The organism is Pseudoalteromonas sp. 2CM39R (assembly GCF_023161845.1).
In genome coordinates, this window is the sequence record NZ_JALNTM010000049.1 from 1 (window position 1) to 14,741 (window position 14,741).

General features: G+C 41.8%; 18 protein-coding genes, 1 rRNA gene and 1 riboswitch. Of the genes, 17 read left to right on the plus strand and 2 right to left on the minus strand.

The genetic code is table 11. From position 1 onward, the window contains the following. The 12 genes from rrf to ung form a co-directional block, all read left to right on the plus strand. A 5S ribosomal RNA gene (gene rrf, locus MTF66_RS38010) occupies positions 1-107 on the plus strand; the annotation flags it as partial. Positions 108-583: 476 nt separating this feature from the next. Beyond that, positions 584-1,012, plus strand: a complete 429-nt coding sequence (locus MTF66_RS38015; protein ID WP_248530314.1) for an FKBP-type peptidyl-prolyl cis-trans isomerase — start codon at positions 584-586, stop codon at positions 1,010-1,012. 84 nt (positions 1,013-1,096) lie between these two features. Further along, the gene (locus MTF66_RS38020) at positions 1,097-1,714 is read left to right on the plus strand and encodes a histidine phosphatase family protein (protein WP_248530315.1); all 618 of its coding nucleotides are present in this window, start codon (positions 1,097-1,099) and stop codon (positions 1,712-1,714) included. A 60-nt stretch (positions 1,715-1,774) separates the two neighbouring features. Continuing rightward, positions 1,775-1,842, plus strand: a riboswitch (cobalamin riboswitch). Positions 1,843-1,945: 103 nt separating this feature from the next. Beyond that, complete coding sequence (locus MTF66_RS38025; protein ID WP_239962699.1) at positions 1,946-2,776, plus strand: ABC transporter ATP-binding protein; 831 nt, start codon at positions 1,946-1,948, stop codon at positions 2,774-2,776. Then, the gene (locus MTF66_RS38030) at positions 2,769-3,758 is read left to right on the plus strand and encodes an iron ABC transporter permease (protein WP_248530316.1); all 990 of its coding nucleotides are present in this window, start codon (positions 2,769-2,771) and stop codon (positions 3,756-3,758) included. Before MTF66_RS38025 ends, MTF66_RS38030 begins: the two co-directional genes overlap by 8 nt. Positions 3,759-3,761: 3 nt before the next feature. Next, positions 3,762-4,823: a nicotinate-nucleotide--dimethylbenzimidazole phosphoribosyltransferase gene (gene cobT / locus MTF66_RS38035; protein ID WP_248530317.1), complete on the plus strand. Its 1,062-nt coding sequence runs from the start codon at positions 3,762-3,764 to the stop codon at positions 4,821-4,823. A gap of 1 nt (position 4,824) precedes the next feature. Continuing rightward, positions 4,825-5,631 carry an adenosylcobinamide-GDP ribazoletransferase gene (locus MTF66_RS38040; protein ID WP_248530318.1) on the plus strand — a complete coding sequence of 269 codons (807 nt, stop codon included), beginning with the start codon at positions 4,825-4,827 and terminating at the stop codon, positions 5,629-5,631. Continuing rightward, on the plus strand, positions 5,628-6,155 hold the full coding sequence (gene cobU, locus MTF66_RS38045) for a bifunctional adenosylcobinamide kinase/adenosylcobinamide-phosphate guanylyltransferase (RefSeq protein ID WP_248530319.1): 528 nt from the start codon (positions 5,628-5,630) through the stop codon (positions 6,153-6,155). The genes MTF66_RS38040 and cobU overlap by 4 nt, the downstream gene beginning before the upstream one ends. Further along, positions 6,155-7,639, plus strand: a complete 1,485-nt coding sequence (locus MTF66_RS38050; protein WP_248530325.1) for a cobyric acid synthase — start codon at positions 6,155-6,157, stop codon at positions 7,637-7,639. Before cobU ends, MTF66_RS38050 begins: the two co-directional genes overlap by 1 nt. Before the next feature lie 9 nt (positions 7,640-7,648). Next, positions 7,649-8,248: a cob(I)yrinic acid a,c-diamide adenosyltransferase gene (cobO, locus tag MTF66_RS38055; RefSeq protein ID WP_054562333.1), complete on the plus strand. Its 600-nt coding sequence runs from the start codon at positions 7,649-7,651 to the stop codon at positions 8,246-8,248. Position 8,249: 1 nt separating this feature from the next. Continuing rightward, complete coding sequence (locus MTF66_RS38060; RefSeq protein WP_248530320.1) at positions 8,250-9,107, plus strand: cobalamin-binding protein; 858 nt, start codon at positions 8,250-8,252, stop codon at positions 9,105-9,107. Beyond that, entirely contained in the window at positions 9,104-9,778 is a 675-nt protein-coding gene (gene ung, locus MTF66_RS38065) for a uracil-DNA glycosylase (RefSeq protein ID WP_058586519.1), read from the plus strand. The genes MTF66_RS38060 and ung overlap by 4 nt, the downstream gene beginning before the upstream one ends. A gap of 32 nt (positions 9,779-9,810) precedes the next feature. On the opposite strand, the gene MTF66_RS38070 is transcribed toward ung, so the two are convergent. Together MTF66_RS38070 and tal are read right to left on the minus strand one after the other, a co-directional pair. After that, complete coding sequence (locus tag MTF66_RS38070; RefSeq protein WP_054562330.1) at positions 9,811-9,999, minus strand: DUF3545 family protein; 189 nt, start codon at positions 9,997-9,999, stop codon at positions 9,811-9,813. Positions 10,000-10,185: 186 nt separating this feature from the next. Continuing rightward, a complete protein-coding gene (tal, locus tag MTF66_RS38075) occupies positions 10,186-11,136 on the minus strand; it encodes a transaldolase (RefSeq protein WP_054562329.1) in 951 nt (316 codons plus the stop codon). Positions 11,137-11,358: 222 nt separating this feature from the next. Here tal and yaaA point away from each other — a divergent pair, with 222 nt between their 5' ends. The 5 genes from yaaA (at position 11,359) to MTF66_RS38100 (ending at position 14,527) form a co-directional block, all read left to right on the plus strand. Beyond that, on the plus strand, positions 11,359-12,138 hold the full coding sequence (yaaA, locus tag MTF66_RS38080) for a peroxide stress protein YaaA (protein WP_248530321.1): 780 nt from the start codon (positions 11,359-11,361) through the stop codon (positions 12,136-12,138). Between the two features lie 130 nt (positions 12,139-12,268). Further along, on the plus strand, positions 12,269-13,204 hold the full coding sequence (locus MTF66_RS38085) for a mechanosensitive ion channel family protein (protein ID WP_248530322.1): 936 nt from the start codon (positions 12,269-12,271) through the stop codon (positions 13,202-13,204). A 161-nt stretch (positions 13,205-13,365) separates the two neighbouring features. Further along, a complete protein-coding gene (locus MTF66_RS38090; RefSeq protein WP_062566698.1) occupies positions 13,366-13,623 on the plus strand; it encodes a type II toxin-antitoxin system ParD family antitoxin in 258 nt (85 codons plus the stop codon). Further along, positions 13,610-13,897 (plus strand): type II toxin-antitoxin system RelE/ParE family toxin, encoded by a 288-nt coding sequence (locus MTF66_RS38095; protein WP_248530323.1) that lies wholly within the window; start codon positions 13,610-13,612, stop codon positions 13,895-13,897. Before MTF66_RS38090 ends, MTF66_RS38095 begins: the two co-directional genes overlap by 14 nt. 153 nt (positions 13,898-14,050) lie before the next feature. Beyond that, a complete protein-coding gene (locus tag MTF66_RS38100; protein WP_248530324.1) occupies positions 14,051-14,527 on the plus strand; it encodes a hypothetical protein in 477 nt (158 codons plus the stop codon). Positions 14,528-14,741: the final 214 nt, after the last annotated feature.

The following is a 14,741-nucleotide window of genomic DNA, read 5'->3' on the forward strand; positions in this document are numbered from 1 at the left end:
CAATAGCGTTTTGGACCCACCTGACCCCATGCCGAACTCAGTAGTGAAACGAAACAGCGCCGATGATAGTGTAGCAGTTGCTATGTGAAAGTAGGTCATCGCCAGGATCCTATTAAAGAAAGCCCGATTCGAAAGAGTCGGGCTTTTTTGCGTCTGGAGCTGTCAGCCAGGTAGGTTGGGTAGAGCGGAGCGAAACCCAACATGAGTTAGCGAGTTGCAAGTTAGCAAGGGTAAAGTTGAACTGTTAGGTTGTTTAGTACAGAGTCACCCTCAGCAACAACCCCCGTAGGAGGCACTTCAGTGCCGAATAAATTAAACAAACACATTCATGGCTAAAGCCATTCCTACAAGTACACTTTGCCTAGAGCCTAGAGCCTAGAGCCTAGAGCCTAGAGCCTAGAGCCTAGAGCCTCATGTTGGGTTTCGCTTCGCTCTACCCAACCTACGCCAGACCCTCAAACTTTACTCTTTCTAACTCGTATCTTTCCACTTTCTAACTTGCAAGTTTACTCTCGCAAACTTGCTTCCCTTACCTTGTTATGCGATAAAGCGTTTTATATTTGTAATACAATTAAGGTGTACTGTGTCTCGTAAGAAAACGACCAAGTCAAAAGGCTCTTCAGGTTTAAATCGTAAAAATAGTGAAACATTTATCGCTAAGTTCTCATCTCACCCAGATACACATCTATGCCCGTCGGGTTTAATGTATAAAGTGATTGATGATGTTGAAGGAGAACGCATATCAGAATTAGATACAGTGGTTATTAACCAACGTATTATGCTTGCTGATGGCAATGTGATTGCCGACAGTTATAAAGCCGGTATGCCTGAGGTGTTCGCTTTATCTGAAGCTATAGAAGGGTTAAGAGAAGGTTTGTTATTAATGAATATCGGATCTCGCTATGAATTTGTGATCCCTCCAGAGCTTGCTTGGGGTAAAAAGGGTAACGGTGGCAAGATTGGCGCAAATGCAGTGCTACATTTTGACGTTCGTTTAATGCGTTTAGCTTAACTCTCTTCGGATGAGTCCCTTAGCATAAGTCGACAGAGTACTTAAAACGCGTTAACGTTCACTATTGGTTTACTGAGGAACATTATGGACGCATTTACTTCACGAGTTTACTTTCTTCGCCATGGTGAAATCGCTATACCTGGAATTCTTTCTGGGCAAATCGATGTCGGTTTATCTGAACAAGGCCTTGAACAAATGCGCCAAGCTTCTGCCGAGCTCATACATTTAAATGCCATATATAGCTCTCCGCTCAAGCGTTGCTCAGTCCACGCTGATTATTTAGCAAATCAACACACTTTGCATGTACAGTATAATAACGCGCTGAAAGAGTTTAATTTTGGTGATTGGGATGGCCAAGACTACCAACAGCTTTGGCAGCAAACGAGTAAACCTCATATCGGTGATTTTTGGCAGCATCCTTGGCAAGTAAAAGTGCCCAATGGTGAATCTATGGCAGACTTTTACGCACGAGTGGAGGCATGGTGGCAAACATTTTTACAATCACTATGTGAATCTAAGCATGAACAGTCATTAGTAATAAGTCATGCAGGTGTGATTAAACAAATCCTCGCTATTGTTTGTCAGATGCCAAAACAATCAGCCACGCATTTAAATGTTTTTCATCTTCCTTATGCAGGGCTTATTACACTCGATGTATATATAGATGAACAAGGACAAGCTTGGCCTAAAATTGTTTTTTAGCCATCTAGAGCGATATTCATTGAATTATTTACTTAGCCCGCCATAATACTCATATGCTATGGAATGGAGTGAAATTCTCCAGCTGTTCCCGCAACTGTAATCCATCTAAATAATGGTCAGCCAGATACTTAGCACTAACAACTAATCATCGAGCGGGTCAACTCACATCATTTTCTGGTACTTACCAGTGCTTTCTTGTGCGTTGCGATTACTCGCCAAGAGAGAATAAGCTTGCAACAAAATAGCCTTAGCGCTGCGCCATTAATATCAGTGTCTGATTTAAGTTGGGGTACTGCGAATAAAACTATACTTAAATCAATTAACCTTGAGTTAAAAGCAGGGCAGTTTATCGGTCTACTCGGCCCTAATGGGGCGGGTAAATCAAGCCTGCTGCGTTGCCTTTATCGTTACTTGAAACCTCAGCAAGGGGTTGTGCTGCTGAGCGGCCAAGATATTTGGCAAATCAGTGCTGATGAATATGCAAAGCAGGTTGCAGTGGTTTTACAAGAGTCTCCATCGCAGTTTAATTTGTCTTTGTTCGATGTAGTGAGTTTAGGCTTAACACCTCATAAGCGACTTTTCAGCGCCACGTCTGCCAATGATAAGCAGCGAATATATCAAGCGATAGAGCAGGTTGGTTTGTCTCATCATAGTGAGCAAGCATTTGATTCGCTCTCTGGTGGCGAAAAGCAAAGAGCGCTTATTGCACGCTCTATCGTACAACAACCTAAGTTGCTCATCATGGATGAGCCTACCAGTCACCTTGATGTTAAATACCAAATTCAAATAATGGAATTAGCAAAGTCCCTCGATGTGACAGTGCTTGCCTCTTTCCATGATTTAAATCTCGCAGCGAGTTTATGTGATGAATTATTGGTGATTGATGAAGGGCGTTTGGTTTGTCAGGGGCAACCAAAAGCGGTGCTAACTGAGCAGCTGTTGAGTGATGTATTTGGTGTCTGTGCAGCGGTATCTGCTCACCCGCAATCAAGCACTGATAAGTTTATTCCGCACATCACTTATTTTTATGGCTACCAGACACAGGAGCATCAAAATGACTGATGCAATGCGTTTAAGTATCTGTGTTGTCGTAGGGCTTATTAGTTGTTTTTTAGCATTGAGCTTTGGTGCTGCAAATACGCCACTGAGTGATGTTTTTAATGGTTTGTTTAGCCAAGGTAGCGATGAATTTGTGCAGCGTATTATTTGGCAGTTGCGTATGCCAAGAACGGTGCTGGCATTTTTAGCAGGCTCAGGGCTTGCTCTGGCAGGACTAATTTTGCAGACCGTAACCCGAAACCCGCTTGCTGACCCTTATTTGTTTGGTATTTCTTCTGGGGCTTCATTTGGTGTGGTGTGCTTTATAGCCCTAACCGGTGTGAGTTTTGGCTTTAGTATGTCAGTTGCAGCATTTGCCGGAAGCTTACTTTCTATGCTGTTGCTTATTGCTATTGCAGGGCGTCGCCATGTTGGTCAAGTTGAAGCCATGTTACTCGCTGGTGTTGCTTTATCTTTTTTATTTAGTGCTTTGACAAGTTTGCTGCTTTATTTTAGCGATCCTCAAGCTATAACCGCCATTTTGTTTTGGACTATGGGCAGTTTTTCTCGTGCGCAGTGGGACACTCTTTGGCTGCCATCTACCGTTATTATTGCCTGTATGACGCTGATGATTGCATTTCGTCGTCAGCTTAATGCAATGCTGCTTGGTGATGAAAGTGCTGCGACTTTGGGGATTCATGTGCAACGCTTTCGGATCATGATGCTGCTGCTAAGTTCATTAATCACAGCGGTGCTTGTTGCGATGTGTGGGGGCGTTGGTTTTGTCGGCCTGATGATCCCACATATTGTGCGCTACTTTTCACCGCAAGGCAGCAGCCATAACTTAGTTATGACATCCTTGGTCGGAGGTATTTTTATGGTGTGGGTAGATGTGTTATGTCGAACCCTATTGAATAACCAAGAACTACCCGTAGGTGTGATCACAGCCGCTATCGGTAGCGTGTTCTTTTTATTCTTACTTTATTTTCGTAAACAGAGCAGGTAGCTAATGTTTAATATCATGCCTATTAATCAGCAATTTTCAGCTGTAATTCAACAAAAAATAGACCTTAAAACAAAGCCGTTAGGCGCTTTGGGTCAGCTTGAAAGTTGTGCTAAACAATTAACGCTTATTTTTTCAAAGCAGCTTGATAGTGAGCAGGCGCTAGCTGCCTTTAAACCGGTTATTTCAAATCCTTCTCTAGTTGTATTTGCGGGTGATCATGGTGTGGCAAGCCAAGGTGTGTCGATTGCTCCTAGCAGCGTTACATCACAAATGGTGGCAAACTTTGCAGCAGGAGGCGCAGCGATCAACGTGTTTTGTCGCCAGCTTGGCTGGCAGCTAGAAGTTGTTGACGCTGGAACACTCAGTACTTCACACGATAAAAGTGTGCATAACCAGCGTTTAGGTGAAATCACTGCACCACTGAATACTGAAATGGCCATGTCACTTAGCCAGGTTGAAAAAGGGTTTGCATTAGCCAAACAGCGAGTTCATTCACTCTATGAGCAAGGTTGTAATACCATCGCCTTTGGTGAGATGGGCATTGGCAATACCACAAGTGCTGCGGCATTAATGGCTGCCTTGTTGTCGTTACCTGCCTGCCAATGTGTTGGTAAAGGTACAGGTGTGAGTGATGAGGTTGTTGCTAAAAAAATCAAGGTTGTCGAGCAAGCCCTTCAATTACACAAAGCTCACTTTGATGACCCACTAATGACGCTCGCTGCATTAGGCGGTTTTGAAATTGTACAGATCACCGGTGCCATTTTAGCTGCAGCGGAGCTCGGCATGGCCGTGATCGTGGATGGCTTTATTTGTACCGCAGCGGCGCTTGTTGCAACTCACATTAATGCAAACGCTCGCGATTACATGATATTTGCTCATGCCTCTGATGAGCAAGGGCATAAAGCAATGCTCAATGCCTTACATGCAGCACCATTATTGCAGCTTGATTTACGGTTAGGAGAGGGCACCGGGGCTGCGCTTGCTTTACCTTTACTGCAAGCATCTTTGGCGTTTTATAATGACATGGCAAGTTTTGCCGATGCCAATGTTGAGCAAGTTGTCTGATATGAGCACTGAACAACACACTTCTGGTTCTACTCCAAGTCAGCTTCAGCTATTTTTGCTAGCGCTTAGTTTTTTAACGCGTATCCCCATTAAATTAAACTTTGTAGTATCGAGTCAGGCACTCAATCAGGCCAGCCGCTATTTTGCATTGGTCGGTGTGATATTAGGTGCAGTTTTAGCGCTGAGTTTTTTACTGCTAAGTTGGTTATTCCCTGCAGCCATTGCAGTCGCGTTAGTTATGGCGTTTAGCTTGATAATCACAGGGGCATTCCATGAAGATGGCCTAGCTGATGTCTGGGATGGCTTTGGTGGTGGTTGGCACGTTGCAGATAAGCTGAGTATTATGAAAGACAGTCGCTTAGGTACCTATGGTGCTGCGGCGCTTGTGATGGCCTTACTAATTAAGTACCAAACACTTGTTGCACTCAGCGAGGTAACCAGTACTGTGATTATTGCACTTGTTTTAGGGCAAAGCTTGAGCCGGGTTGTTGCAACAAGCTTAATTGCAGATATGGACTATGTAAGTCAGGACGCCACATCTAAAGTAAAACCAATTGCGATGCATTTAAGCACGCAAAGTTATCAAATACTATTAGCAACTGGCGGTGCGGTGTTAGCAGTAGCATGGTTGTTTTTTGGCTTCACTCTAGGGCAATTATTAATCCTCATCAGTGTGCTTTTTGTTACTCGTTTACTATTGAAGCGCTGGTTTGAAAAACAGTTATCTGGCTATACCGGTGATTGCTTGGGAGCAGCCCAGCAAGTATCTGAGCTTGTTACCTACCTTTGCTTGGTGAGTTTATTATGAGCCAACAACATACTTTAATTTTAGGCGGTGCTCGCAGCGGCAAAAGCCGTTTTGCTGAGCAGCTGGCAACAGATTCAAACAAGCCGCTTATCTACATTGCCACAGCCAATGCGGGTGATGAAGAAATGACAGCCCGAATTAATAGGCATCAAGCTGAGCGCGCTAAGAATTGGCAACTTGTTGAAGAGCCTTTGTATTTGGCTAAAGCATTACAACAACACAGCCAAGCTGAAAACTGTATTTTAGTGGATTGTTTAACTCTTTGGTTGAGTAATTGCTTATGCCAGCATGGTGAAGCATTTTGGCTTGAGCAAAAAGCGGCCTTACTCGATTTGCTATCGCAATTGCCGGGTGAGGTTATTTTTGTCAGTAATGAAGTGGGTCATGGTATCGTGCCGCTCGGTGAATTAAGCCGTCAGTTTGTTGATCATTCAGGTTGGTTGCATCAAGCCTTAGCACAGCAAGTTGCACGTGTTGAGTTTGTGATTGCAGGTCTTGCACAAACCTTAAAAAGAGAACAATGATGAAAACATTAATGGTGCAAGGAACGACCTCAGATGCAGGTAAAAGTACTCTTGTAGCAGCACTTTGCCGGATCTTTGCTGAGCGAGGCATAAAGGTTGCGCCCTTTAAGCCACAAAATATGGCGTTAAATAGCGCTGTAACCGCAGATGGTGGCGAGATAGGTCGCGCACAAGCTTTGCAAGCTGTAGCGGCAAAAGTCCCCGCAGAAGTCGATTTTAACCCTATCTTATTAAAACCTAACAGCGATACCGGGGCGCAGGTAATCGTTCATGGTAAAGCGCTGTCGAATATGGAAGCAGGAAGTTATCACGACTACAAAAAAGTGGCGATGGATGCAGTTCTTACTTCGCAACAGCGCTTAAGTGAGCGTTTTGAATTACTGGTTGTTGAAGGTGCAGGGAGCCCTGCAGAAATTAACCTGCGCGAAAACGATATTGCCAATATGGGTTACGCCGAGGCGGTAGATTGCCCAGTGATCATTATTGCCGATATCGATAAAGGCGGTGTGTTTGCCCATTTGGTTGGTACATTAGCTTTGTTGTCTGAGTCGGAGCAAGCGCGCGTTAAAGGCTTTGTGATTAATCGCTTTCGGGGCGATATTGCGTTATTGCAAGGTGGCCTTGATTGGTTAGAGCAATACACCAATAAGCCAGTGCTTGGGGTATTACCTTATTTACATGACTTAGCACTCGATGCTGAAGATGCCGTTGTTATAACTAATCAGGTCGATAAACCGCAATTACGCATAGCGGTGCTGCTACTTCCTCATATTAGTAATCACACAGACTTTGATGCACTGCGACTACAACCAGAAATCGATTTACAGTATGTACGTCATACTCAGTCTATTCCAAGTGTTGATCTGATTATTATACCGGGCAGTAAAAATGTACTCAGCGATTTAGCGTTTTTAAAAAATGAAGGTTGGCATAAACAAATAACACGTCACCTGCGTTATGGCGGTAAAGTGCTCGGAATATGTGGTGGGCTGCAAATGTTAGGCAACTATCTTGCGGATCCACATGCAGTGGAGTCTAATTTAGGCAGTGCTGCAGGGCTTGGGCTCGCTGACTTTGAAACGCAATTAGGGCAACAAAAAGTACTAAGCCAAGTCTCTGGCATTCTTCATTTAAACAATAGCGATAAAGCAATTTCAGGTTATGAAATTCACGCCGGGGTTAGTCAAGGGCCGGCACTTGATAAGCCATTTTTGAGCTTTATTGAACACCCAAGTGGATGCAAAGTAGATGGTTTTATTAGTGATGATAACCAAGTAGCAGGTACTTACTTACATGGCTTGTTCGATACCCCTGAGGGCGTATCTGAGCTAATAACTTGGCTTGCAACAAATAACCAAATTAAACCAATTGATATTAATTTAAACCGTGAACAACAGTTAAGCCGTTTAGCAAACGTGGTAGCAGAGAATCTCGATATTGAACAAATCATCAATATTTATGAGAACTTCAATTTAGAGAAATAAGGAACAACAATGAGCGAACAGAATCAAGATAAGCACCAACAACGCCAGCAAAAAGTAAAAGAAAAAGTCGACGAACGGATTGCTGCTGCACAAAAAGAGCAAGGGATTTTTCAGGTTATAACTGGCAACGGTAAGGGAAAATCGACTTCTGGGTTTGGTACTGTCGCACGTGCGGTAGGTCACGGAATGAAAGCTGCTGTGTGTCAGTTTATTAAAGGCACATGGGAATGCGGTGAACGCAACCTACTCGAAAAAGCAGGGGTTGAATTTGTTATTATGAACACCGGTTTTACTTGGGAAACACAAAATAAAGAGTCAGATACTGCTGCTGCGCAAGTGACATGGCAAGAAGCGAAAAGAATGCTGAAAGATGAGTCGATTAACCTCGTTATGCTCGACGAAATAACCTATATGATCACCTACGGCTATATTGATTTAGACGAAGTGCTAGAAGCAGTTAGCTCTCGTCCTGCTATGCAATCGGTGATAATTACAGGTCGTGGTGCGCACCGTAAACTGACCGACTTAGCTGATACAGTCAGTGAAGTCAGAAACGTAAAACACGCTTTTGATGCAGGAATAAAAGCGCAAAAAGGGTTCGATTTTTAACATGAGAACCATCAAGTTTGCACTCTTAGGGATTTTATTTTATTTACCTGCATTGGCTCAGGCCCATGAAATTAAAGAGCCGCAGCGTATCGTTGCCTTAGCACCGCACATCGTTGAAAACCTATTTGCGATTGGAGCAGGAGAGCGCATTGTTGGTACCGTTGACTATGCAGATTTTCCTCAGCAAGCGAATGATATCGAACGAGTAGGTGGCTATTACGGCATTAACATGGAAAAGCTGTTGTCGTTAAAACCAGACCTAGTTCTGGCTTGGAAAACGGGTAACAAAGCCGAAGATCTCGCTTACATTGAAAAATTAGGTATTCCGGTAGCGTACAGCAATCCAAATCAGGTTGATAATGTGGCTGATGAACTACGTAAACTGGGCACGCTTACGCATTTGCAAACCAAGGCAAATAAAGTAGCCAAAGAGTTTGAAACTAAACTCAATGCTATTCGTACAGCGCAAGAAGGCAAACCGAAAGTGTCGGTGTTTTATCAATTATGGCCTGAGCCAATGATGACAGTTGGCGGAAACACTTGGATCAATCAGCTATTAACTATTTGTCATGCAGATAATGTGTTTGCTAATAGCGATACCGACTACCCGCGCATTAGTATTGAAAATGTATTGGTTGCCAACCCAGAGGTAGTGATTATTCCAGATGAAAAATCGAAAAAGCCTCAGCCTAAAATTGATTGGCGGCAATGGCCTGAATTGCCAGCGGTTCAACATAACCAGTTTATTAGTGTAAACGCAGACTTATTGCACCGCTTTACAACTCGTATGCTTGATGGTTTAACTGATATGTGTGGTAAAATAGATGTTTCTCGTCAGCAAATACAGGCTTCAAAATGAACGATTGGCAAACATTTCTAGATACCGAACTAGCTAAGCCCTACATGCAAGAAACCTTACAATATGTGGCCGATAGACGCGCAGCAGGCGTTACCGTTTATCCGAAAGACGAACAGGTATTCTCAGCTTTTGAAGCCACACCTCTGAATGAAGTTAAGGTGGTTATTTTAGGGCAAGATCCTTACCACGGAGAAGGCCAAGCCCATGGTTTGTGCTTTTCGGTATTACCAGAAGTTAAAAAATTACCACCGTCTTTGAAGAATATGTACAAAGAGTTGGCAACCGATATCGAAGGTTTTGAGATCCCTCACCATGGCTATTTGCAAAGCTGGGCTGAGCAAGGCGTGTTCTTACTCAACACGGTATTAACTGTTGAGCAAGGGCAAGCTCATTCTCATAAGCACCTTGGTTGGGAAAAATTTACTGATGCAGTAATTGCGCTTATTAATCAGCACTGTGACGGTGTGGTGTTTGTGTTGTGGGGCGCACATGCTCAGAAAAAAGGCAAACACATTGATACCTCGCGTCATCATGTGATCCAAGGCCCGCATCCATCACCGCTTTCTGCACATCGTGGCTTTTTTGGTTGTCAGCATTTTTCAAAGACAAACCAACTACTTACTGATCAAAATAAAGCGCCAGTAAATTGGTCGTTGCCACAAATTCTATAGCACAAATGCAAAAGGCCCTTGCGGGCCTTTAATTAAAAGTCTAATTCATCAAGCTCAATGCTGTCTGTGAAATAGTCTAACTCCTGTAGTTCTTTGCGAAGTCTATGCTTGTCTTTCAAAGCTTCGATTTCGCGCCATTTTCTCTTTTTATTTTTTGTAGAGGTCTTTTTTGTTTTACTAGGACCTTCTAATATTTCTAAAATATCGTCTAGGCTATCCATGAACTTCTCCTATTGATTTTTTGAACCTCGGAAATACCTATACCACAGGCTGCTCAAAAATAGAATAAAAAAGTGACAATACTGTTACAGAAGTGTGATTGATAGATGAATAGATCAAAGGTTTAGTTATTTTAGAAACAAAAACGCCACCTAGCGGTGGCGTTTTAAAAAATGCTGTAATTTAAATTACATTGCTTTAAAGCGTGCTTCTAATTCAAGCTGTGCTTGTGCAAAAGAACGAATACCCTCAGCAAGTTTTTCTGTCGCCATAGCATCTTGGTTATGTAACCAACGGAACTGGCTTTCAGTTAGTGGTGCTGGTTTTTCTTCAACAGTAAAGTCGCTCTCTAGTAGGTACTCTTGTGCATCAGTTAATTGGCCTAACTCTTCTAAAAGACCCGGGCTAATCGTTAACTTATCACAGCCAGTCAGTGCGATGATCTCGCCTGTGTTACGGAAGCTTGCGCCCATAACAACTGTTTTGTAATCGTGGCGTTTGTAGAATTCGTAAATGCTACGTACAGATTGCACACCAGGATCGTTTAGCGGATCAGTTGGTTTTTCCATACCGTTAGCAACGTGCCAGTCTAAGATACGGCCAACGAATGGTGAAATTAAAAATACATTTGCATCGGCACATGCGCGTGCTTGTGCTTCAGAGAATAACAGCGTTAAGTTACACTTAGTGCCTTCTTTTTCAAGCTGCTCAGCGGCTTTGATACCTTCCCAAGTTGATGCAACTTTGATTAGGATTTTATCTTTGCTAACACCTTCTTTTTCGTAAAGGCTCAGTAAAGTGTGGGCTTTGTCGATAGTCGCTTGAGTATCAAATGATAAACGTGCGTCTACCTCTGTAGAGATATAGCCCGGTACGATTTCGCTAATTTCTTTACCAATTAATACAGCAAAGTAATCACATGCTAATTCAAGTTGTTTAGCTGCATCTTGCTCGGTTTCTTTGGCATATTGCCACGCTTTATCTAAATAAGGCTTATACGCTTCAATTTCACTGGCTTTTAAAAGTAGAGATGGGTTTGTTGTTGCATCTTCTGGTTGGTGCTTTTTGATAGCTTCGATATCACCTGTATCTGCAACAATAGATGAATGCTGTTTAAGCCTTTGTAGTGCTGAAGTCATTTGCTTTCCTCATTCCAAGCAAGTTAAAAGAAAATCCATTATAGCGGCCTTTATGCTGCAACACTATGACAGTGTTTAATAGGTCAAATGTCCTTAATACAGAAAACTAGAACATTATGTATGAAAAGAACAGCGGATAAAGGCAGGACGAAACAAAACGTGCATTTTGATTCAATTAATGTTGAAATTGACATCAAACAAATTACAAGTCAATAGCTAAGTATGATCACTGTTATTTCACCAGCAAAAAATCTAGATTATGAAACACCAGCCACGACCGATAAATTCACTCAACCTGAATTACTCGAGCATAGCGAAGAGTTAATGTCAGTTTGCCGTGATTTAACACCAGCGCAAATTGGTAGCCTAATGAAAATCAGCGATAAACTAGCTGGTTTGAATGCGGCACGCTTCGCCGAGTGGTCACAGCCATTTACCCAAGATAACGCAAAACAAGCCGTGCTAGCCTTTAATGGTGATGTATACGGTGGCTTAGATGCGCAAACGCTAAGCAGTACTGATCTTGATTACGCACAGTCGCACTTACGTATTTTGTCTGGCCTTTATGGTGTGCTTAAACCATTAGATTTAATGCAAGCTTACCGCCTTGAAATGGGCACTAAGTTAGAAAACCCACGTGGTAAAAACTTATATGAGTTTTGGGGCAGTATTATCGCCGAAAAGCTTAATACAGTGCTTGCTGAGCAAGATAGAAAATACTTGGTAAACCTTGCTTCGAATGAGTATTTTAAAGCGGTTGATAAAAAAGCATTAAATGCACAAATCATCACTCCACATTTTAAAGACTGTAAAAACGGCCAATATAAAGTGATCAGCTTTTATGCGAAAAAAGCCCGCGGCATGATGGCGCGTTACATCATTGAAAATAAAATCACCCAATTAAGTGATTTAAAAGATTTCACTGTGGCAGGTTATTACTTTAGTAGCGATGCAACAGCAAAAGAATTAGAGCCAGTTTTCTTACGAGAAGAGCAGAACTAATTTTTTAGTAAAATGAATTAGAAAAGCCGTGTTTAGCACGGCTTTTTTTATGGTTTTAATACCCTAAATTAGAAATGGCGTTCATCTTGCTAAATACTTTGTTGAGCAATTAATTCAACAAGGTATAAAAATGTTAAAAATTCCGACAGTAAGTGAAGCTGAAAAGCTGATAGAAGAAAAACTCGGTGGCTGGGTTGATATCATCATAAGCCATATTCCAAACTTTATTGTCGCAGTAATTATTACTATCGTGTTTTCATTGCTGGCGCGTATCGTTGGGTCAATGCTTAGAAAGCTATTACGCCGCTCGTTAGAGTCATCGCAAATAGCAGACTTAATGTCATCGATAGTAAAAGTCATCGTGTTATGCGTAGGCTTATTTGTAGCCCTTGATTTCTTGGGCCTCAGAGGCACTGTCACCTCATTACTTGCTGGTGCTGGTATTGTTGGTCTTGCAATTGGTTTTGCCTTTCAGGACATGACAGAGAACCTTATAGCGGGTATTGCTATGGGTATTCGCAAACCATTTAAAACAGGGGATGTGATTCGCACCGAAAGCGTGTTCGGTACTGTACGGGCGATTAACCTTAGAAATACCCTCATTGAGAACTTTTATGGGCAACTTATATTAGTGCCTAACAAGATTCTATTTAGAAATATACTCAGTAACTACAGTACCTTAGGTGTGCGCCGTATCGAAGTGCCTGTGGGAATTTCGTATGCTGACGATCCAGAACAAGCCGCTGAGGTGATTGTTAAAAAAATCAATGAGTTTGATTTTGTGATTAAACAAGAAGAAACCGCCGTTTACGCCGAAAGCTTTGGTGATAGCAGCGTAAACTTACTAGTTTGGTTTTGGATTAAATACCCCGGCGAAGCAGATTTCATGACCGTTCGCCACAAGGCTGTTGTGGCAGTTAGAAACGCCCTAAGCGAAGCTGATATGACCATCCCATTCCCAATCCGCACGTTAGATTTTGGCATCAAAGGCGGCGAGAAATTAAATGCCATGATAAGCGAAAAACAGCAAGAGAAAGATGCTGAGGTACCGCAAACCGATGAGTAAAATTTACTGACTCATCGGCGAGATTTACACAGGGAAGTGTGTTTGAGGGAGGAAGCCAAGTAAAAGGTATAGTTGATTACTAGCACCAATAAGCTAAGCTTGATTGCAGTAGTATAAAATATGATTATATCTGGATTTGATCTATTTAAGATGAGTAAATTATGGCGATGGTAAAAAAAAGTATCACTGTGACTGCCCAACAAGAAAAATGGATGCAAGCACAGCTCGCTTCAGGAAATTATGCGAGTGACAGTGAGTTACTTCGAGATTTGATTAGAAAAGAGCAAATGCGAGCTTCTGAAATTGAAGCTATTCGTATGAAATTGATTGAAGCAGAGAAAAGTGGACTCTCAGATAAATCACCAAATCAAATGTTAGCTAGTTTCAAGGAAGAAGCGAGTAAGGATGGAAAGTTATAAACTTAATATTCAAGCCGAAGCTGATTTGAAGCGAATTTGGTTTCGTGGTTTGGAGCAGTATGGTGAAAATCAGGCTGATGCTTATATTTATAAGTTTTTTGATCGTTTTGAGCAATTGGCAAAGCAACCTTATTTAGCACCAGCAGTCGATGAAATTAGGCAAGGTTATCGACGAGCTGTTTGTGGTGTTGATAGCATTTATTTTCGCATTCAAGGTGGTAATATAGAAATTATGAGAGTATTAGGCAGGCAAGATATTCAAGCTAATCTTTGAATTGGCAATGTATAATCAACTTAACTTCAGACATAACAAAATATCGACGGGCTTTTTGTTTAATTCAGTAACTCTTATAGATTTTCTATGACTGCTAATTTATTTGTTGTGGCTTTATCAAATCTATCCAGATCGAAGGAGTCGTTTTGGGATATGAAGTATTTTTCAATTTTTTTGATTTTAATTTCGCTTGTCGGCTGTAAGTCCACACAAAGTACTATCGAATATACTGACCCTGGGTTTTATCTTGAACCCGTTTTAAAACTGAAAGTTGTTCCAACTTTCTCAAACCCTGTAATATATGAGGTTACAAGTGTAAGACCTTATCAGCTATTAACTACAGTTTATGAAGGGTCTGGTGGCTATAATTGGAAAGGCATTAAGTCAGAGAAGAGTGTTGAGTTAACTGAAGGTGAGTATTCAAGCTTATTGTTAATGCTTGAAAAAGCATTGGAGTTTCCAAAAGATAAAACGCGAGGTGTGGATGGAGACACTTGGATGCTGGAAAGCTCATTGTATCAATATACCGCTGTAGCTTTTTGGGAGCCTGGAGTTCAAACCGGTGAGCGAGGGCTTGGTAGTTTTGTAAAGTTAAAAGAATTTCTTGCGCATCTAAGTAGTAAAAATTAAGTGAAATACTAATCGTTACATGTTTAATATAGTTAAAGTGTAGTGGCCTTTCTTAGACATAACTTTTCGCGCGAAATAAATTTTACGCCTACATTAAAGTATTGCACCCTAACAACAGGTATGCACAATCGGTTTATTGATCTGACTCCATAAAAGTAGACACCTTTTTGGAGTCAGTAATCATGAAAGTAAAACCATATCGTAAACATTCACT